This is a genomic window from Pseudomonas sp. 1L-B-1-E-C1, assembly GCF_057291835.1.
On record NZ_JBXAWN010000006.1, the window covers coordinates 72,972 to 93,478 of the forward strand.

Sequence of the window (20,507 nt, forward strand, 5' to 3'; positions counted from 1 at the left end):
TGGTTGAGGAACGATCATGACGACTGCCTTCGATGCCCTCTTGAATGAGTCATTGCGTGACGCGATGCTCGCACTGTATCTGCACGAAGCCGTGCCCAACGATCCCTACCTGATCGAGCAGGGGCTCGCCGGGCAGATCAAGACAGCCAACGACCTCTATGAATATTGGTTGCTGGATGTGCTGGTCAGCCAGAATGTGCCGACCAGTCTGGTGGCCTGCGCCATTGCCAGTCTGCAGCAACTGATCAACGCCATGGTGCTCAACATGGAGCCCGGATACAGCGACCACAGCCTGACACCCGAAATGCTCAAAACCTGGCGCGACGGTCTGAACCGTTACCCGATCTGGGCGGCCATCCAGCAACTGCACTGCTTTCCGGACGTCTATCTGAACCCGACACTGCGCCTGACCAAGACCGCCAGTTTCGAGCAGCTGGAGAGCGACCTCAACCAGGCGCAGATTCAACCCGAAACGATACAGGCGGCGGTGCTGGCCTATCTGGGGCGTTTTGAAGAAATCGCCAATTTGAAGGTCTGCAACGGCTACATCGACGGCGAAGATTTCGCCAACAGCATCTATTACTTCATCGGCAAATCCCCGGCGGAAAACGTCTGGTACTGGCGTTCACTGGATATGAGCCAGCGCGCGGTGAAGCGTTCCAAAGCGACGCCGGACGTCATCCCCGACAAATACGACAAGCCCTTGCCCAATGCCTGGACCGATTGGCAAAGAGCCAATGTGCCGATTTCGGAAAAGGCTCTGGAACATACGGTCCGTCCGTGCTGGTTCAATAATCGCTTGTTCGTGATCTGGGCCGAGGTGGAACTCCAGGATCCGGACGCCATTGACTCCAAAACGCGAGCTGAAATTGTGAAGGTGTATCCGCGTTTCCGCTTGTACGCCAGCTACAAGAAATACGATGACAGCTGGAGCACACCCCGGGTCTATATCGAGAATTATTGCGACATAGAACCGCTGGTCAGCAAAACACTGGAGCAGATCAAGCGAGAGACGCAGACGATTGCGGTGTATGACCATTCGACATCACCGGAGTCGATGTTTCTGGCGCTCTACAGCGGCTACACCGCCGATGACTCAGCAGAAACCGGGGACAAAGATCGCTATGACTTCTTGAGAACCCTGCGGGTCGACAAAAATTTTCACGTGGCGTCGCTCTACCCGAAGCAAGGCTCAGCCATCCCGTCGCCATTGGCTGACCGGTCACCAACCAACCTCCAGGAGGACGACAAAAGTAGGGGACATGTCCTGCTGATTGGCCATATTTTCGCCAGTGAACAAAAGAATGCCCGGCGACTTCAATACTGGCTTCCGAGCGCTACGTCCGAGTTTGGGGGGGTCGACCACCCGGAAACCGACAAAGAGTCAGGAACCTGGAACTTCGCCGGTTGGCAGACCCGTATCCGGCAGAGCAGTCAGGACGCGGAACTCGTCTATGACAAAAACAGTTCCAGTATCAAGCTGACGGTAAAGCTGGCGGACAAGTTTAACGATGATCGTACCCTTGAGATTTCTATCAAAGACAAAGGTGATCCGGAGTTTGAGCTCTTCAAATTGAAACTGGTCATCAGCGAATCCAGCTTCTATGACCGGCGCTATACATTGCTCGAGGGCTCGAGCATTACACCAGGCACTGACTGGCTTGACCGGCAAAATGCCACACACATGTTCACCGACAACTCGGGCAGAAAAAACCTGATTATCGATGGCTCAGGCGGCGATACCTTCGCCTTGCCAGCCACAAAGCAAGGGGTTGCTGCGTCACTTAAAGGAAAACGACTGTACAAGAAAATGATGGAAGAGTTGATAGTTGGATCGGCCTACATCACGGAATGCCGAACCTATTCGAATGGATTGCATAGATTGCACCTTCATAAATCCTTGGGGGTCAACCAGATCGGGCCTTACCTTTACAAGCTGTTCATCGCGCACCCTTTGGATGTCAACGCCGGTCCACCCGTAGAGTTTTCTGAAATGCGCACGCTGAGGGAGTCTGGCCTGCTCAGTCGAATGGCAAAGGATGCCGAACTGACCCATACGTTTTCAATCAACCAGACTACCTACCAGCCTGATGGTTGGCCTGTTGAATGGCCAGATGAGATCGAAGACCTAAACATTCCCCTTATTTACGGTGTGCTTATCCATGAGGGGCCATTGTCTGAGCCGGAGCTTAAAGGCGGAGCCCTGAGAACCTTGTCCATCAGTTGGAACGAAGCCACTGGGCAAACGGCGCAGATCGCCCCGAGCATCGACAGTGTGCTCAGCCCGACTCAAGGAGACAGTCCGTCCCTGGGCAAGGCTCAGTTCATCGACTTTACGGAGTCGAGCATTCAGTACAGTGACGGAGAAGAATGCGCCAAAATCGTGCGGCCGCCCATCCGCATGAATACGGTCTTCCCCAGGGAGTTGACCAGACTTGCCGAAAGCGATATGCCCCTCCTGTTGAGCTGGGAAACCCAAAATGACCGAATAGAACCGCCCATTCCCGATGGACTCGGCGCACAGCCCATGGATTTCTCCGGGGCCTACTACCTGTATTTCCTCGAACTGTTCCTGTACCTGCCATGGCTGGTGGCACATCGTTTGAATGAAGAACAGCAGTACGACGAGGCCCGGCACTGGCTCGCGTTCCTCTTCGATCCTTCCCGCCAGAGCAACGCTCCCGGCCATCCGGGCTACTGGCAGTCGGTACCGCTGGAGGATCCGGTATGGCCCGGCCCCGCCGACCCGAGCCAGGCAATTCTGTATCCGCACGACCCGCACCAGATCGCCCTGAGTTTTCCGGTGCACTTTCGCAAGGCGCTGTACCGGCTCTATATCGATATCGAAAGCAATCAGGCTGACCAGAACTATCTGGAGCTGACCCCGGACGGCCTTGCCGAAGCCAAGTTGCGTTATGTGCGCATTCAGGACTTGCTCGGATTGCGCCCGGACGACCGTCAGGTCGATCATTGGTCACCCGTCACGTTGGGCGTGTTGAGTTCGGCAAAGAATGAGAACTTGCGCAAATTTGAACAACACCTGATCGGCGCTCAGCGTCAGCTTGAGGAACACCCGCCGCTGCGCATCGGCAAGGCACCGGACTCGCAAGCCGCGCCGCTGCTGTGCCTGTTTCCTTGCGGCGCTGACTCATCACTGCTAGAACTCGATAATCCGTATTGGCGTCGCCCCTTCAACCCGGAACTCACCCGGTGCTGGGACCGGGCCGAGAGCCGCGTGCACAACCTGCGTCATAACCTGGACATAGCTGGCAATCGTCTGGACCTGCCCTTGTTTGCCGCACCGCTGGATCCGCGCGCCTTGCTGGCTGCCTGGGGTCAGGGTTTGTCCGGTGCAGCGCTCAGCCGCCTGTTGAACCCGCAGATTCCCCATTACCGATTCACCTTCATGTTTGCTTTGGCGCAAAACGCGGTGGACAGCGTGATCCAGTTCGGCGCGACATTGTTGTCGTTGATCGAACGCAAGGAATCGGCGCAATACCTTGAACTGCAACAGCGACAAGCGTGGAATCTGGCGGAAGGGGCGGTAGAACTACAGCGGCAGGCCATGGAGGTCGATAAAAAAAACAAGGCTGCTCTGGAAGCGAGTCAGGCCGTAATCGCGGGCAGGGTCAATTATTACGAGAAGTTGGTGAACGAAAGTGTGAGCCTTCTGGAAATTGCGGCGGGGGCTGCTCACTTCCAGAGCGGTATAATGCAAGTCACGGCCGCCGAAATTCAGGCGAATGCCGAAACGCAAAAAACCGCCCCTAATATCTTCGGCTTTGCGGATGGTGGCCAACGCATCGAAGGGCCGACTTATTCCGCAATGGCCAGGGTACAAGCAGCGTCATCCGCGCAATCAGCCAAAGGCCAACTCACGGATCGCTACGAGCAATACCGTCGCCGCGGTCAAGAATGGACCCAGGCCCTTGACCAGGCAAAACTCGAAGCCGAACAAATCAAGGCACAGCTCGCTGTCTACGAGGAACAACACAAAGCCACCCAACTGCAACTGCGCCAGGCACAAACCGCATTGAACCAGGCCCGGGCGACCCATGACTTCCTGAACAGCAGCAACCGCTTCAGCCGCTCGCAGACCTACGACTGGCTCAACAGCAAGTTCGCCGGTTTCTACAGCAGCGCCTACGCCACCGCCCAATCGCTGTGCCAGGCGGCCGAGGCCTGCTGGCAGTATGAGATGGGCGATTTCACCCGGACGTTCATTCGCTCCGGCGCGTGGAACGCCAGCTACCGTGGCCTGGGTGCCGGCGAAGAACTGAAAATGTGCCTGCAGCAAATGCACGCCCAATACCTGAAAAACAACAAGCGCGAACTCGAAATCCGCAAAACCGTTTCGCTCAAACACCTCAATGCCAAAGATCCCGAGGCCAACAAAACCTGGGCGGAAATCAAAAAGGCACTGATAGAAGATGGCGCCTGTCAATTCAAGCTGACGCAAAAAATGTTCGATGACGATTTTCCCGGCCAGAACCACTACATGCGCCGGATCAAGACCGTCAGCGTGACCCTGCCGGGCAACTTCGGGCCGTACACGGATGTCTGTGCGTTGCTGACGCAGAACTACAGCAAAGTCGAAATGGCTGCCACCGTTGGCTCCGCCGTCAAGGAGAACCTGCGCGCCAACCAGCAGATCGCGCTTTCCCACGGTATGGATGACAACGGCCATTGCCAGATCAACTTCCAGGATGAACGCTATCTGCCGTTCGAGTTCACCGGAGGGATTTCCAGCTGGATCCTCAGCTTCCCCAACAAAGAGGCGCAGAGCGCTCTGATCAACTCCCTCAGCAACGTTGTCGTGCATGTGTGCTACACCGCCAGAACCGAGGGCGCTTAGCTATGAACGAGCAACAGCCCCAACAGCAGTCGACGATGCAGATCAATACACCGACGCTTCCGAAAATGGGCGGTGCGATTCAAAGCATCGGCAAGGGCTGGGCCGCCGTCGGTACCAGCGGCGCGGCGTCACTGGAGTTGCCCCTGCCGATTTCGCCCGGGCGCGGTTTCGCCCCGGCGCTGGCATTGAATTACACCAGCAACGTCGGCAACAGCACGTTAGGGATCGGCTGGCAGATGCAAGTCAAGGCGATCTCCCTGCGCATCAACAAGGGCGTGCCGGGGTACGACGGCACGGATCAGGTGATAGGGCCTGGCGGCGATGTGTGGATGCCTGAGCGCAATGAAAGCGATGGCACCTTGATTTCCCGCACCGCGTCCACTTACAACAACCAACCACTGGGAAAAACCTGCACGGTGGTACGCCATTGGCCGCGGATCGAGGGCGAGTTCGCCCTGATCGAGCACTGGTCGACGCCGACCGACACCGCAGGGTTCTGGCTGATCCACGGCGCCGATGGCACGCTGCACATGTATGGCTCAAGCGCGAGCTCGCGCAGGAGCGATCCGCGAGACCCACAACACGTCGGCGTCTGGTTGATTGACGAAAGCCTCAACACGCGCGGTGAGCACATCGTCTACGAGTACAAAACCGAAGCCGATTTACCTGCCCCGCCACAGCTGCGTGACTATCGTGCCCAGCGTTACCTCAAACGCGTGTGCTACGGCAACACCACCGCGCACCCGCATCTGTACGCCTGGAAGGCCGACAGCTGGAAACAACACTCGTGGCACTTTCACCTGATATTCGATTACGGCGAGCGCAGTACCGATCTCGAACAGGCGCCCCGGTTCGAGGAAGAGCACGACTGGCTGGATCGTAGCGACCCGTTCTGGATCTACAGCTACGGTTTCGAATTGGGCACCCGACGCCTGTGCCGACAGGTGCTGATGTTCCATCACTTTCCCAAGGAACTGGGCGACGAGCCTGTGCTGGTCAAGCGTCTGCTGCTGGAGCACCGGCAAAGTCCGCTGGGTTACAACCACCTGACGGCGGCTCATTGCCAGGCCTATGATGGCCTCGGCCAGGTCGAGAGCCGGCCGCCCATGGAGTTCAGCTACAACACCTTCGAACCCGACGCCCGTAATCCGGGCTGGTGCCAGCTTGCCGACCTGCCCGGTCTCAACAACGGTCAGGGCCATCAATGGGTGGACCTGTACGGCGAAGGCCTGCCAGGCACGTTGTGTCGTTACGATCAGGCCTGGTATTACCGCGAGCCGTTGCGCTGTGACAGCGGCGGCGACAACGTGTGTTACAGCGACTGGAAATGCCTGGAGCAGATTCCGCTGGCCAACAGCCGTAACCCCGTTCACCAGTCGCTCACCGACCTGACCGGCGATGGCCGGCTCGACTGGGTGATCGCCATGCCCGGGCTGTGCGGCTTTTTCACCCTGGATCCGGATCGCAACTGGTCCGGTTTTGTCCCCTTCGAAGCGTTCCCCAACGAATTTCTGCACCCCAAGGCGCAAATTACCGACCTCATGGGCGACGGCCTGAGCGACATCGCGCTGATCGGCACCCGCAGCGTGCGTCTGTATGCCAACCGTCGTGCACACGGCTTCGCCGATGGCATCGATGTGCTTCATGAGGAGCGAACACCCGAGGGCGATGACGATGAACTACCCGCGCTGAGCAATACGCCGCTCGAACTGGTGGCGTTTGCCGATGTGCTCGGCAGCGGCCAGCAACATCTGGTGCGCATCCGTCACAACGAAGTCAAATGCTGGCCCAATCTGGGGCGTGGACATTTCGGCAAAGGCTTTGTGTTGTGTGCTCTGCCATTTGCCGAGGGCGAATTCAACGCCGCCGACGTGTTGCTGGCTGACCTTGACGGCTCGGGCGCTGCCGACCTGATCTACCTGGAAACGGATCGTCTGCGGGTGTTCATGAACCATTGCGGCCAGGGTTACGAGCAGACGTCCACCGACCTGCCCTGGCCTGAAGACGTGCAGTACGATTCACTTTGCCAGGTCAGCACCGCCGACCTGCAAGGGTTGGGCTGCTCCAGCCTTATCCTGACGGTGCCGCACATGGAGCCTCGGCATTGGCGCTACGACTTCGTCGACGGCAAACCCTATCTGGCCAGCGGCACTTGCAACAACATGGGCGCCAGCACCGCTGTGAGCTATCGCAGTTCGGCGCAGGAATGGCTGGATGAAAAAAAGGAACAACACGATAACGAGATCGCCAATCCGGTTTCCCATCTGCCGCTTGCCCTGCACCTGGTCAAACGACAGACGCAGTTCGACGAAATCAGCGGAAACCGGCTGACCCAGTGTTTCAGTTATCGAGGCGGTCGCTACGACCGTTACGAACGCGAGTTCTGCGGCTTTCGTCTGCTCTTGCAGACCGATACCGAAGCCTCGGCGGCTGAACGCGCCCGCGCAGGGTTCACCGCGCCGATCCTCAGCAAAACCTGGTTCCACACCGGCGACACCATCGATCCGCCGCGGGACGGTTACTACGCCCGCGATACGGCGGCGATTGCCCTGCAACCCACGCTAATGCAGAACTACCACTTCAACGACCGTGCGGCGCAGCCGTTCACGGCCACTGACGAAGACGACGCCCGGGAAATCGCCCGCGCCCTGAGCGGCCGTGTACTGCGCTCGGAAGTTTATGCAGCAGACGACGACCCGGACGTTGCCGTGCCCTACACCGTTCAGGAAACCCGCGCACTGGTGCGGGTGTTGCGCGCCAAAGGCAAGTATCAACCCTACGCGGTCCTGCAACCGCTGGAACTGGAATCCGTCAGCTATCAATACGAGACGGCGCTCAGAGACGACCCGTTGTGTCAGCACCATCTCAACCTTGAGTGGGACGAATACGGGACCAGCGTCCATGGCTTCGACGTGCACTACGCACGGCGCAAAACCGTCGGCGATACGCCACCCTTCAGTGACGAACACCAGAAAAACTGGTGGCACGATGCCCATGACGATGCTCAGCAAAAATGGTACCTGACGCAGACCCGATCGCAGTGCATTCACTTGGCGGATTTGCAGGCGTGGCGCCTGGGCCTGCCCTATCGCAATCGCAGCAATGCGCTGGTGCTGGACAAGCAGGCACTGACCCCGGCGACGATCAATCACGAGCATTTTCTTGAGCAGAGCACGGACGATGGTGCCTGGGCCGGACAATCGGTGCTGAGCGGACTGTCCTTGCAACATTACATGGACCCCAAAGACGGCAGGACCACTCTCGCGCCCGGCGAAGCGACCTACGAAGGCCTGCCCGCCCATATTGAAATGGCAGAGCTGGATGCGATCGCCTTGAGCGCTTACGACAAGCTCAAGGATGCACAGGACAACATGCCGTTCAACCTCAAAGAAAAACTCGAATCGCCCGAGGTGGGTTACCACATCATGGATCTGTTTTTGCCTGAAGTCGCCGCACAGGAATTGGCAGATCCGGACGATGCAAAAAACTATTTGTGGGCCGTACACAAAGGTTTCCCGACGTACCAGAAGCTGGATGGCTTTTACAACGTGGAGAAGTACCAGGAAACCCGCAGCCACGGTGAAACCCAGCTTGAGTGGGACGATTACGGGTGTCTGACCGTCGCCGTGACGTTGCCGGACGGCTGCACCACCCGCAGCCTCGACATCGATTACCGCACCTTCCTCCCGGCAGCGATCGAGGACGCCAATCGCAATATTCAGGAGGCGCTCTACAACGCCTTTGGCGAACCGCTGGTGACCAGTTTCCATGGCACCGAACTGGGACAACCCGTGGGCTTTCATAAACTGGAGACCTACGCACCGCCGCCGGATCGCGACCCGGCCATTGCGATTGCCGATCCAAAACAGGCTATCGGCAAATTTGCCAGCGCCGGTTTTGCCGATCCGTTCAGCTGGATGGGCCGTATCTCCCGCTCGGATCCGCCCTCTCCGGCCTGGCTGGCCTGGGCCCGAAGTGAAGGTTTCGTACTGCCCGACGGGCACCTGTGCGAGCGAGCCCGGCGACACGTGGCCGGACTGGAAAACCCTGACCCCGACGAGACGACGCTGCAGCAGCAAATCGACGCGGCACACCGAGAACCCGTGTACGCCGTCACGTTGCTGGCCGACCGCTACCCCGACGATGAAGAGCTGCAGGTGCGCGTCAGCATTACTTGCCTGGACGGTTTCGGCCGGACGCTGCAATCCAAGCAGGAGGTCCCGCCGGGCAAGTCGTGGCAGGTCGATGCCAATGGTGAACTGATCCTTGACGCCGACGGTCATCCGCAGGAAGCCGAAGTGCCGCGACGCTGGCGCGTAAGTGAGCCGGTGGAATACAACAACAAAGGCGAAAAGGTGCGGATTTATCGGCCCTACTTCGCCGATCACCCGCGCTACATCAACGACCGCTCGATGCGCGAGCACGCCTTCCACGATCAGCAGTTCTACGACGCGGCGGGCCGGCCGACCGAAACCGTGCTGGCGAAGAAAATGCTGCAAGGCAATCCGCCGATTTTGAAGCCGTTGCGTCGGGAAATCTGGTACTGGACCTGGTGCAACGTGGCATTCGATGAGAATGACCTGTTCGAGGCTGCACCGGAACAGCGACGAGGTAACTGGTGGACGGGGAAATGAGTGTGCATTTGCACACGCCGCAGCTCGCCGTCATCGACGGCCGAGGCCTGCCCGTGCGCCAAATTGCCTACTGGCGCCAGGATCGCAGCGATCCCGAGGCCCGTCCCACCCTCCAGCAATATGACAGCGCCGGACGCCTGGTGGCGCAACGCGATCCACGGCTGACGGCCGCCAACCTCACCACGATCCACTCCCTGTCCGGCCAGGTGCTGAGCACCCTCAGCGTCGATGCCGGTTGGCGTGCGCAACTGCCGGGCGAAGCAAATCAGCCGGTGCATGGCTGGGATGATCGTGGCAGCCATCGGCGTGTCGAGTATGACCGGCAACTGCGGCCAATGGCCGTGTTCGAACAGACGCTGGCGGGTGAATCGCTGTGCGCCGAGCGTTGTGTGTATGGCGACAGCGACCCGGCATTCGCCACGCGCAACCAGTGCGGGCGACTGATACGGCACGATGATCCGGCGGGCACGCAGCTATTGACCGGCTACGGATTGACGGGCGCAGTGCTGGAGCAGACTCGCCACTTTCTGCAGGCGCGGGATTCCCCCGACTGGCCCGAGCTTGTGGCCGAACGGGACGCGCTGCTTGAGCCTGGTGCGGGAGCGATCAGTCGAGCGCTGGTCAACCCGTTGGGTGAAGCCATCCAGCAGGTCGACGCTCGGGGCAACAGCCAGCTCTTCAGCCAGACCCTCGCTGGCGAGTTGCGCAAGGTACGCCTGCAACTGAAAGCCGACACCGCGCCGAAAACCCTGATCAGCGCCATCCACTACAACGCCCAAGGCCAGACTGAACAGGAAACCGCCAGCAATGGCGTCATCACTACGCTGCAATACGATTCCGAAGATGGTCGCCTGACCCGCCTGCAAGCCCGACGCGGCAATGATGTCCTGCAAGACCTGCGCTATGCCTACGACCCGGTCGGCAATGTGCTGAGCATCGAAGACGCCGCCCTGCCCATTCGCTACTTCGCCAACCAGCGCATCGAACCGGTCAATCGCTATGGGTATGACAGTCTCTACCGGTTGATCAAGGCAATGGGATGGGAGGCTGGCGGCGCCAGTCAAGGCCCGCAGTTCTCGGCATTTGACGATCCTCAAGCGTGCGCCGGTTTCACCCAGACCTACCGCTACGATCGCGGCGGCAATCTCTTGGAACTGACTCATGAAGGGCCGCAAAACCATAGCCATCGGTTGGTCGCCGCCGCAGGGAGCAACCGCTGTTTGTCCGTCATCGATGGCGTGGAGCCGGACGACGAAGATTTTCGCGACGGCTTCGATGCCAACGGCAATTTGCTCATCCTGCAACCGGGGCAATCGCTGCACTGGGACCTGCGCAACCAGTTGCATGAAGTCCAAACGATAGAGCGCGCCTTCGCTACTGGCGATAGCGAGCGTTACCTCTACGGAGCCGACGGCAGGCGCCTGCGCAAAGTGCGCTCGACCCAGAGCAATGCCCGAACGCTGGTCATTGAAATGCGTTACCTGCCGAACCTGGAAATCCGTACCCACAGTGGCACGGGTGAAATATTGCATGTGATCAGCGTTCAGGCCGGACGCAGCAACGTGCAGGTTTTGCACTGGGAATCCGAACCGCCCAAGGACATCACCAACGATCAGCAACGTTACAGCCTGAGCGATCATCTGGGCTCCTGCACGCTGGAACTCGACAGCGTGGGTCAGGTAATCAGCCATGAGCGTTATCACCCCTTCGGTACCACCGCGTGGTTTGCCGGGCGCGAGGAAGTCGAGGCGAGTTATAAAATCCTGCGCTACTCGGGGAAAGAGCGCGATGCGACAGGGCTTTATTACTATGGGTTCAGGTATCACGTGGCGTGGTTGCAGCGGTGGTTGAATCCGGATCCGGCCGGGGTGGTTGATGGGCTTAATCTTTATACGTTCGCGAAGAACAATCCTTCCAGTGGATATGACGTGCAAGGGTTGTCATACAAAGGTGCGAACGACAAATTCGAGAAAAACTTAAAAAAAACCGACAGTGGCTACTCAATAAAATATCGAGGAAACGCCGAGGCCTTAGACGCTGGTGAAAAAGGATTTTCCGAAACCAATGATGCTGCGTGGAAGTTAAGCGCAGAGTTGGTAAAGGCAACTATCAAGCATCTTGAATCTGGACCCTCCACTCACCTTGACAGGTTTTTACGCGGTGACAGCGAAATTACATTGAATTCAGGACTGACCGTGGCTGAATCCATGCTGAAAACCTATCAATCAATACTGAAAGAAATACCTCGCTATCAGAAGGGAGGCGACCTTCGGGATCAGATTGTTTATCTGCAGGGCGAATCCGCCTTAGAAGAGGCCGACGCCTTTGTCTACCCCAAGGATCCGCACCGACGAATTTTCGTAACAGATAACTTCAGATTAAGTAACGTCATTGGGAGAGCCTCGACCTTTATTCATGAACTGTCTCATTTGGTGGCGCACACGGTGGATACACTCCACTACCCCAATGATGACACTTTCAATAATGCCTCAGGTATTGAAACTGCCACCAGCCTCAAGAGGTTACCCAGACAAATAGCTCGTGTTCATGCTGAACTTAGAGATACCCACAGAACCCGAGGTCATGCAGAACATATTCAGTCGGAAGAGGCCGAAACACTCGCTCTATTCTCACTAACGATGTTGGAAAATAAAGACCTGAGAGAGGGCATTGAGAGATCTGTGGATCCCTTTATAAAAGGAAATCGACAACCGAGATCTGGAAATCAATCAGGACGTTATTAGTGTCCCTGATACAGCTTCACTTAAACCTGAAGGAGTGAGCCTCGCGATGGCGTCGGGTCAGCCAACACTTCTGCTGAGAGACACTGCGCTATCGCGAGCAGGCTCACTCCTACAGGGTTCACGCGGCGGGGTCGACGTTATCCAGCGCTTGTTCACCGCCAGCTCGCCGAGCATCACCACTTGCGCAATACCGAGCAGCGTCTTGCGACGCGAGCCTTCCAGCAACGCGGCGAAGTCGCCAAGCATGACGCTGGCCGAGCCAAGGGATTCGCAGGCGTTGGCCAGCAGGGATTCGGTGTCGGCTTTGGGATTGACCTGGAACATCTGATTGGGGGAGTACGGCGTGGCCATGATGGCGGCGGCGGGCTTGAGGTAAAAGTCGAGCGCGCGGTCGGCGGCTTTGTGGAGTTTGCGGGTGTCTTCGCAGGCGTAGGGGGACGTTGTATTGGCGTCCGCAGTAACGGTTGTTTCGGGCGGATTGGGTGTTGGCTTTTTCATGGTGTATCTCCAGTCTTGCGGTGGAGCTGGCCCATTCGGTTCCACGCGAAGGGTGGCAGCTGTACGCAGGTTGGAACCCGGGGACCAGAGAAAACCCGGCAGACTCGAAGTCTCCCGCGCACAGCCGCCATAACAGCGTGCACACCATCAAGGTGCGCAAGCATACGTCATGAAAGCCACTTTTGCGCTTTCTAGGTCCCGGGGTTCCAATCCCGATCGCTGATTGGGCAGCGACGCTCACACACTAGAGAGCCGACGTCCGACGGACAACCTGAAAACAGTGTGGGAAGGTTCTGCGATTGCCCCTACACCTTTAAACATCCCGAATCGAAATACAGACCGTGATATTGACATCCCCCCCTGTAGGAGCTGCCGAAGGCTGCGGTCTTTTGATTTTCATTTTAAAGATCAAGATCAAAAGATCGCAGCCTTCGGCAGCTCCTACAGGGATCAAGGGTGTTCCTGAAACCTGTGGGAGTGAGCCTGAACTGGCCTAATAATTCCGGACACCTCTTAAGGGCGATATGATTTCGCCAATCTGGAGGTTTCATGAACGAAAGAAAGGTTTATACCCGCGAATTCAAGCTGCGTGCTGCCAGCATGGTGCTTGACGACAACTGCCCGGTTCTAGACGTTTGCGCATCGCTGGATATAGGCCCTACTGCCTTAAGGCGGTGGGTGGACCAAGTTCGCAAAGAACGCGAAGGACAGCCGGTCAATGGCACTAAAGCGATTACTGAAGAAAAGCGCGAGATTCAGGAGCTGAAAGCCAAGATCAAACGCATGGAGATGGAAGCCGATATCTTAAAAAAGGCTACTGCTCTCTTGATGTCGGATCCCGATCGTTTTCGATGATCGCGGAGCTAAGAGAGTCTTTTCCGACTGCCACTCTGTGCCGTGTTTTCGATGTGAAGCGCAGCAGCTTTTACGAGTGGCTTCAGCGGCTCGCCAAGCCACGGATAAAACGCGAAGAACTCAAGCTGAAAGTGGTTGAACTGCACAGCGAAAGCCGGGATGCCATGGGCTCCAGAATGATCAGCAAAGGTCTGAAGGCCCAAAACATAGCGGCGGGAAGGAGTCTTGTCAGAGCGCTAATGAGAGAGGCAAACATTGTCAGCAAACAGCGCCAGCCGCATCCATTCAGATCCAGGGGAGTTGAAGCATTTGTCGCACCCAATCTGCTCAAACGAAATTTCAAGCCAACGGCGGTTAATCAGGTCTGGTGTGGAGACGTTACCAGTTTGATGGTGGGCAAGCGCTGGGTTCATCTAGCCATTGTGATCGACTTGTTTGCTCGCCGGGTCATTGGCTGGGCGTTCTCGCTGGTCAATGACGCTAACTTGGTCAGCAAGGCGCTACGGATGGCCACACAGATACGAACGTGCCCGCCGGGATTGATGTTTCACTCGGATCAGGGTTGCCAATACACCAGTCGCAAGTTTCAACAAGAACTAATGAACCATGGCATTTTGCAAAGCATGAGTCGTCGTGGCCAGTGCTGGGATAACGCTCCGACAGAGCGTTTTTTCGGAACGTTGAAATCAGAATGGGTGCCTCGCAGCGGCTACAGCCTGATCGATGAAGCTAAAACCGACATGGTGCGTTTCTTCGTGTATTACAACCGCACCCGGCTCCACAGCTACAACAGTTATCTGTCGCCAATAGCGATGGAGCAAAAAGCAGCCTAAAACACCGTAACCGGTGTCTGGGATTACTTGACCAGTTCAGCCTGCTCGCGATAGCAATGGCAAAGGCAGCAAAAAAAACGGCACCTTGCGGTGCCGTTTGCCTTTCACAGTTCCCCTATCACTTACGCGCATCCGCCCAGGATTTCAGCAGTTCGCTATAGCTCACGGTTTCACCCTTCGGCTTCTCGTTGGCCAGTTTCGGCTTCGGTGCGCCCGGTTGATCGAACCAGTATTGCGCATCGCGTTCCGGGTTCATTTTCGGTGCGCAAGTGGCCTGGGCCTTGGAGCGTTCGAGGCGTTCCATGATGCGGTCCTGGTCCTTGGCCAGGCCATCCAGCGCTTGTTGCGGGGTCTTCTCGCCACTGGCCGCTTCGGCGATGTGGCTCCACCACAGTTGCGCCAGACGCGGATAGTCCGGCACGTTGGTCCCGGTCGGGGTCCATTGCACGCGGGCCGGGCTGCGGTAGAACTCGACCAGGCCACCGAGCTTCGGCGCCAGATCGGTCATCGCTTGCGAGTTGATGTCCGACTCACGAATCGGCGTCAGGCCGACGATGGTTTTCTTCAGCGATACGGTTTTCGAGGTGACGAATTGCGCGTATAGCCACGCTGCCAGTTTCTGTTTCTCAGGCGTGGACTTCATGAACGTCCACGAACCCACGTCCTGATAGCCGAGCTTCATGCCCTCTTCCCAATACGGCCCGCGCGGCGATGGCGCCATGCGCCATTTCGGTGTGCCATCGGCGTTGACCACCGGCAGACCCGGTTTGGTCATGTCGGCGGTGAACGCGGTGTACCAGAAAATCTGCTGAGCGATGTTGCCCTGGGACGGCACCGGGCCGGACTCGGAGAAGGTCATGCCGGCCGCTTCCGGTGGCGCGTATTTCTTCAGCCAGTCGACGTATTTGGTGGTGGCAAACACGGCCGCCGGGCCGTTGGTGTCGCCGCCGCGGGTCACGCTGGAGCCGACCGGGTGGCAGTCCTCGACGCGAATGCCCCACTCGTCCACCGGCAAGCCGTTGGGAATGCCCTTGTCGCCGCCGCCGGCCATGGAGAACCAGGCGTCGGTGAAGCGCCAGCCCAGCGACGGATCTTTCTTGCCGTAATCCATGTGGCCATAGACGCGTTTGCCGTCGATTTCCTTGACGTCTTCGCTGAAGAATTTGGCGATGTCTTCATAGGCTGACCAGTTCACTGGCACACCCAGCTCGTAACCGTATTTTTCCTTGAACTTGGCTTTCAGATCGGCGCGCTCGAACCAGTCGGCGCGGAACCAGTACAGGTTGGCAAATTGCTGGTCGGGCAGTTGATAGATCTTGCCGTCCGGCGCGGTGGTGAAAGAGATGCCGATAAAGTCCTTGATGTCGAGGGTTGGCGAGGTGAAGTTCTTGCCTTCGTTGGCCATCAGGTCGGTGATCGATTCGGTCTTGCCGTAGCGAAAGTGTGTACCGATCAGGTCGGAGTCGTTGACCCAGCCGTCATAGATGTTCTTGTCCGACTGCATCACTGTCTGCATTTTCTCGACCACGTCGCCTTCCTGCAGCAGGTCGTGGGTGAGCTTGATCCCGGTGATTTCGCTGAAGGCCTTGGCCAGCACCTTGGACTCGTATTCGTGGGTGGTCAGGGTCTCGGAAACGACCTTGATGTCCATGCCGCGAAACGGCTCGGCGGCCTTGATGAACCATTTCAATTCTTCGAGCTGCTGTTCGGCCGTCAGGGTCGAGGGCTTGAACTCGCTGCCGATCCATTTTTTCGCCGCATCTTCATAGGCGTCGGCCCAGGCAGATGCGCTCAAACCGCTGAGTGCCAGCATGGCTGCCAATGAAATGCTATGTCGCAGCTTATTGTTTTTATCGAACATAGAGACCTCCTGTTTAAGTTGTGGAGCCGCGTTGCCGAACGATTCGACTAGCCCCAACGCATCACAGCCAACAGCCACACCAGGGACAACGCGGACGCCACCCAGATGCTCCAGTCGGTGACGCCGATTACCAGCAAATGCAGGTAGGCGCTGCCGAGAAGACCGATAAACAAGCGATCGCCACGGGTGGTGGCAATCGGCAGAAACCCGCGCCGCAGAATGCTCGGCGAGCGCAATTCCCAAGTGGTCATCCCCACCAGAATCAGACCGATGCCGATGAAGAACGCGGCGGTCGGTGTCGTCCAGCTCATCCATTCCATCATCTGCTCCTCAGACTCGACCGAGGGCAAAGCCCTTGGCCACGTGGTTGCGCACAAACCAGATCACCAGCATGCCCGGCAGGATGGTCAACACCCCCGCCGCTGCCAGCACGCCCCAATCGATCCCCGATGCCGACACCGTGCGCGTCATCACAGCCGCAATCGGCTTGGCGTTGACCGAGGTCAGCGTGCGCGCCAGCAGCAGTTCGACCCAGGAAAACATGAAGCAGAAAAACGCCGTGACGCCGATGCCGGAGCCGATTAACGGGATGAAAATCTTCACGAAGAACTTGGGGAAACTGTAGCCGTCGATGTAGGCCGTTTCGTCGATCTCCTTGGGTACGCCGGACATGAAGCCTTCAAGAATCCACACCGCCAGCGGCACGTTGAACAAGCAATGCGCCAAGGCCACGGCGATGTGCGTGTCGAACAGGCCGATCGACGAATACAACTGGAAAAACGGCAGCAAGAACACCGCCGGCGGCGCCATGCGATTGGTCAGCAGCCAGAAGAACAGGTGCTTGTCGCCGAGGAAACGATAGCGTGAAAACGCGTAAGCCGCCGGTAACGCCACACTCAGGGAAATCACCGTGTTGAGGCTGACGTAATACAGCGAGTTCAAGTAGCCGGTGTACCAGCTCGGATCGGTGAAGATCACCTTGTAGTTCGCCAGCGTGAAATCCTGTGGGAAAAGCGTCAGGCCGCCGAGGATTTCGGTGTTGCTCTTGAACGACATGTTCAGCAGCCAGTAGATCGGCACCAGCAGGAACAGGATGTACACCAGCAACGGAATAAGCTTTTTCTTGCTCATGGCCGGGCCTCAGCGGTTGGCGTCGGAGTGCGTCATGGCGGTATAGAACAGCCAGGACACCAACAGGATGATCAGGAAGTACACCAGCGAAAACGCCGCTGCCGGACCGAGGTCGAATTGCCCTACGGCCATCTGCGTCAACGTCTGACTCAGAAAGGTTGTGGCATTACCCGGACCGCCGCCGGTGAGCACGAACGGCTCGGTGTAGATCATGAAGCTGTCCATGAAGCGCAGCATCACCGCGATCAGCAGCACGCTTTTCAGCTTGGGCAATTGGATATGGCGGAACACCGCCCAGGCCGAGGCGCGATCGATGCGCGCAGCCTGGTAATAGACGTCGGGAATCGCCCGCAGGCCGGAAAAACACAACAGCGCTACCAGCGATGTCCAGTGCCAGACGTCCATCACCAGCACCGTCACCCAGGCGTCCATGGTGTTGGCCGCGTAGTTGTAGCTGATGCCCATGGCATTGAGGCTGGAACCGAGCAGGCCAATATCGGCGCGGCCAAAGATCTGCCAGATCGTGCCGACCACGTTCCACGGAATCAGCAGCGGAATCGCCAGAATGATCAGCACCACCGACGACCAGCGCCCCTTGCTCGGCATGGTCAGGGCGACGGCGATGCCCAGCGGAATTTCGATCAGCAGCACGCAAGCTGAATAGATGAACTGGCGCAGCAGCGAGTCATGCAGGCGCGGATCGAGCAGCACTTGTTTGTACCAGTCAGCGCCGACGAAGTAGCGGCTGGACTGGTCGAAGATGTCCTGCACCGAATAGTTGACGACGGTCATCATCGGGATCACCGCACTGAACGCCACCAGCAGAAACACCGGTAACACCAGCCACCAGGCCTTGTTGTTCTGCACCTTGTTCATGGCTGCACCTCATCGTCGGCTTCGAGCAGAAACTCATCGGCATAGACCATCAGCCATTGCGCCGGGAAACTGATGTACGCCGTGCCTTGGGGAACCGGTTTGTCTTCGGCCAGCCGTACTTTCAACGGCGCGCCGTCGAGGTCGAGGGTCATGATCTTGTAGGTGCCGAGGTCTTCGACGTGTACGACTCTTGCCTGCATGGCGTCATCAAACGGCTCGTCCCACACATGAATGAATTCCGGGCGGATGCCGACCTTCAGATTTTTCCACTGACCGTGTTCGATATGTCGCTGCATGGCGTCAGACAACGGCAGGTGCGTCGAGGCGAAACCGACGCCACCGGGTTGCGGCTGCACGTCGATCAGGTTCATCCCCGGGCTGCCGATGAAATAGCCGACAAAGGTGTGGCTCGGCCGTTCGAACAATTCCCGTGGCGTACCGAACTGGACGATTTGGCCACCGTACATCACCGCGATCTTGTCGGCGAAGGTCGAGGCTTCCAGTTGATCGTGGGTGACGTAGACCATGGTGATGTTGAATTGCTCGTGGATCTGCTTGAGCTTGCGCCGCAGTTTCCACTTCAGGTGCGGGTCGATCACCGTCAGCGGCTCGTCGAACAGGATTGCCGAGACATCGTCGCGCACCAGACCCCGGCCCATGGAGACTTTCTGTTTTTCGTCGGCAGTGAGGTTGCGCGCTTTCTTGCTCAGCAGATTCTGCAGGTCGAGCACCTCGGCAATTTCCTGCACCTTGCTGTGCACTTTCGCCTCGGCCATGCCCTGATTGCGCAAGGGAAAAGCGAGGTTGTCGAACACGGTCATGGTGTCGTAGACCACCGGGAACTGGAAAACCTGGGCAATGTTGCGCTTCTCCGGGGTCAGGTCGTTGACCGCTTTGCCGTCAAACAACACATGGCCCTGGGAGGGGCTGAGCAGGCCGGAAATGATGTTGAGCAAAGTCGACTTGCCGCAACCGGACGGGCCGAGCAAGGCGTAGGCGCCGCCCTGCTCCCAGACGTGATCCATCTCGCGGATCGCATAATCCTCCGCGCCGCTCGGGGTTTTGCTGTAGCTATGGGCGAGGTGCTGCAAACGGATTTCGGCCATCAGGCAACCCTCGCGACACGCCGGCCCGGTGCTTGCACCAGACGGCCCTGCGCATCGAAAACGAACAATTTGTGGGTCGGTATGTAGATGCGGATCGGCGCATCGACGTCGTATTCGTGAACCCCCGGCAAGTGCAGCACCAACAGAAAATGCTCGTTGCGCACGTGCAGGAAGGTTTCCGAACCGCTGATTTCGGCGACCTCGACGGTCACCGCCAGTTCGAGATCGTCATCATTGCTCGGCACCAGCGAGATATGGCTGGGGCGTACGCCAAAGCGGAACTCGCCCTCGCCCACCGGACGCAGATCGACGTTCAGCGGAAAATGGACAAAGTTGGCAAAACTGACTTCGTTGCCGGCAATGCGTCCCGGCATCAGGTTGATCGGCGGCTCGGAGAACAATTCAGCGGCGAGCACCGACTGCGGCTGGTGATAGACCTCGGTCGACGGCCCGCTCTGGATCACCCGGCCTTCGTGCAGGATGGTGGTGGTGCCGCCGAGGGCCAGTGCTTCATTGGGTTCGGTGGTGGCGTAGATGGCGATGGTATGGCGGGCCTTGAACAGCTCGCGCATTTCCTGACGCAGCTCTTCGCGCAGCTTGTAGTCGAGGTTGACCAGCGGCTCGTCGAAGAGGATCAGTTCGGCATCCTTGACCAGCGCGCGGGCCATGGCCGTGCGCTGCTGCTGACCGCCGGACAACTCCAGCGGATAGCGCTGCAAGAACTTCTCGATGCGCAGCATGCGCGCGGTTTCCTGCACCTTGCTGTGGATGATCTCTTTCGAGATGCCGGCCTGGCGCAGCGGCGAGGCGATGTTCTCGAACACGGTCATGGTCGGGTAATTGATGAACTGCTGATAGACCATCGACACGTTGCGCAGCCGCACCGGGCGCTGGGTGACATCAACGCCGTTCATCAGCACACGGCCGCTGTCGGGCTTGTCGAGGCCGGCCATCAGGCGCATGAGACTGGTCTTGCCGGACAGGGTGCGCCCAAGAAGAACGTTGAAGGATCCGGGTTCGAATTTCAGGCACGCATCGTCGATCCAGATCTGGCCCTCGACGGTGCGGCTGACGTGCTCCAGGGTGAGTGACATGGCTCGGCCTTTGTTATTTT

At 58.1% G+C, this 20,507-nt stretch carries 11 protein-coding genes and 1 pseudogene; 5 read left to right on the plus strand and 7 right to left on the minus strand.

Annotated features, from left to right (window positions below):
- Positions 1-16 precede the first annotated feature (16 nt).
- Genes AC0Z4S_RS12210 through AC0Z4S_RS12220 form a run of 3 tightly spaced genes read left to right on the plus strand, consistent with a single transcriptional unit; the run spans position 17 to position 12,233 of the window.
- A complete protein-coding gene (locus tag AC0Z4S_RS12210; RefSeq protein ID WP_485623171.1) occupies positions 17-4,855 on the plus strand; it encodes a Tc toxin subunit A-related protein in 4,839 nt (1,612 codons plus the stop codon).
- Positions 4,856-4,857: 2 nt separating this feature from the next.
- A complete protein-coding gene (locus AC0Z4S_RS12215) occupies positions 4,858-9,489 on the plus strand; it encodes a SpvB/TcaC N-terminal domain-containing protein (protein ID WP_485623172.1) in 4,632 nt (1,543 codons plus the stop codon).
- Complete coding sequence (locus AC0Z4S_RS12220) at positions 9,486-12,233, plus strand: RHS repeat domain-containing protein (protein ID WP_485623173.1); 2,748 nt, start codon at positions 9,486-9,488, stop codon at positions 12,231-12,233. Before AC0Z4S_RS12215 ends, AC0Z4S_RS12220 begins: the two co-directional genes overlap by 4 nt.
- Before the next feature lie 118 nt (positions 12,234-12,351).
- Here the strand turns inward: AC0Z4S_RS12220 and AC0Z4S_RS12225 are convergent.
- A pseudogene (locus AC0Z4S_RS12225) lies at positions 12,352-12,731 on the minus strand (DUF6124 family protein).
- A 549-nt stretch (positions 12,732-13,280) separates the two neighbouring features.
- Between AC0Z4S_RS12225 and AC0Z4S_RS12230 the strand changes: the two are divergent.
- Both AC0Z4S_RS12230 and AC0Z4S_RS12235 read left to right on the plus strand, forming a co-directional pair.
- Complete coding sequence (locus AC0Z4S_RS12230) at positions 13,281-13,586, plus strand: transposase (protein WP_485623174.1); 306 nt, start codon at positions 13,281-13,283, stop codon at positions 13,584-13,586.
- Complete coding sequence (locus tag AC0Z4S_RS12235; RefSeq protein WP_485623175.1) at positions 13,583-14,419, plus strand: IS3 family transposase; 837 nt, start codon at positions 13,583-13,585, stop codon at positions 14,417-14,419. Before AC0Z4S_RS12230 ends, AC0Z4S_RS12235 begins: the two co-directional genes overlap by 4 nt.
- A gap of 118 nt (positions 14,420-14,537) precedes the next feature.
- Here the strand turns inward: AC0Z4S_RS12235 and AC0Z4S_RS12240 are convergent, their stop codons facing one another.
- Genes AC0Z4S_RS12240 through AC0Z4S_RS12265 form a run of 6 tightly spaced genes read right to left on the minus strand, consistent with a single transcriptional unit; the run spans position 14,538 to position 20,487 of the window.
- Positions 14,538-16,280 carry an ABC transporter substrate-binding protein gene (locus tag AC0Z4S_RS12240; protein ID WP_325716748.1) on the minus strand — a complete coding sequence of 581 codons (1,743 nt, stop codon included), beginning with the start codon at positions 16,278-16,280 and terminating at the stop codon, positions 14,538-14,540.
- A gap of 47 nt (positions 16,281-16,327) precedes the next feature.
- Positions 16,328-16,600, minus strand: coding sequence for a DUF2160 domain-containing protein (locus AC0Z4S_RS12245; protein ID WP_038861868.1), 273 nt, complete (start codon positions 16,598-16,600; stop codon positions 16,328-16,330).
- 10 nt (positions 16,601-16,610) lie between these two features.
- Positions 16,611-17,411 (minus strand): carbohydrate ABC transporter permease, encoded by an 801-nt coding sequence (locus AC0Z4S_RS12250; protein WP_024013421.1) that lies wholly within the window; start codon positions 17,409-17,411, stop codon positions 16,611-16,613.
- 9 nt (positions 17,412-17,420) lie between these two features.
- Positions 17,421-18,287, minus strand: coding sequence for a carbohydrate ABC transporter permease (locus tag AC0Z4S_RS12255; protein ID WP_485623177.1), 867 nt, complete (start codon positions 18,285-18,287; stop codon positions 17,421-17,423).
- Entirely contained in the window at positions 18,284-19,393 is a 1,110-nt protein-coding gene (locus AC0Z4S_RS12260; protein ID WP_108225644.1) for an ABC transporter ATP-binding protein, read from the minus strand. The genes AC0Z4S_RS12255 and AC0Z4S_RS12260 overlap by 4 nt, the downstream gene beginning before the upstream one ends.
- On the minus strand, positions 19,393-20,487 hold the full coding sequence (locus AC0Z4S_RS12265) for an ABC transporter ATP-binding protein (RefSeq protein WP_016775291.1): 1,095 nt from the start codon (positions 20,485-20,487) through the stop codon (positions 19,393-19,395). Before AC0Z4S_RS12265 ends, AC0Z4S_RS12260 begins: the two co-directional genes overlap by 1 nt.
- Between the last annotated feature and the right edge of the window lie 20 nt (positions 20,488-20,507).

Excerpts from the sequence above, each read along its gene's own strand:
- AC0Z4S_RS12210 (WP_485623171.1), top strand. The coding sequence starts at position 17 with ATGACGACTGCCTTCGATGCCCTCTTGAATGAGTCATTGCGTGACGCG.
- AC0Z4S_RS12215 (WP_485623172.1), top strand. The coding sequence starts at position 4,858 with ATGAACGAGCAACAGCCCCAACAGCAGTCGACGATGCAGATCAATACA.
- AC0Z4S_RS12220 (WP_485623173.1), top strand. The coding sequence starts at position 9,486 with ATGAGTGTGCATTTGCACACGCCGCAGCTCGCCGTCATCGACGGCCGA.
- AC0Z4S_RS12230 (WP_485623174.1), top strand. The coding sequence starts at position 13,281 with ATGAACGAAAGAAAGGTTTATACCCGCGAATTCAAGCTGCGTGCTGCC.
- AC0Z4S_RS12235 (WP_485623175.1), top strand. The coding sequence starts at position 13,583 with ATGATCGCGGAGCTAAGAGAGTCTTTTCCGACTGCCACTCTGTGCCGT.
- AC0Z4S_RS12240 (WP_325716748.1), bottom strand. The coding sequence starts at position 16,280 with ATGTTCGATAAAAACAATAAGCTGCGACATAGCATTTCATTGGCAGCC.
- AC0Z4S_RS12245 (WP_038861868.1), bottom strand. The coding sequence starts at position 16,600 with ATGGAATGGATGAGCTGGACGACACCGACCGCCGCGTTCTTCATCGGC.
- AC0Z4S_RS12250 (WP_024013421.1), bottom strand. The coding sequence starts at position 17,411 with ATGAGCAAGAAAAAGCTTATTCCGTTGCTGGTGTACATCCTGTTCCTG.
- AC0Z4S_RS12255 (WP_485623177.1), bottom strand. The coding sequence starts at position 18,287 with ATGAACAAGGTGCAGAACAACAAGGCCTGGTGGCTGGTGTTACCGGTG.
- AC0Z4S_RS12260 (WP_108225644.1), bottom strand. The coding sequence starts at position 19,393 with ATGGCCGAAATCCGTTTGCAGCACCTCGCCCATAGCTACAGCAAAACC.
- AC0Z4S_RS12265 (WP_016775291.1), bottom strand. The coding sequence starts at position 20,487 with ATGTCACTCACCCTGGAGCACGTCAGCCGCACCGTCGAGGGCCAGATC.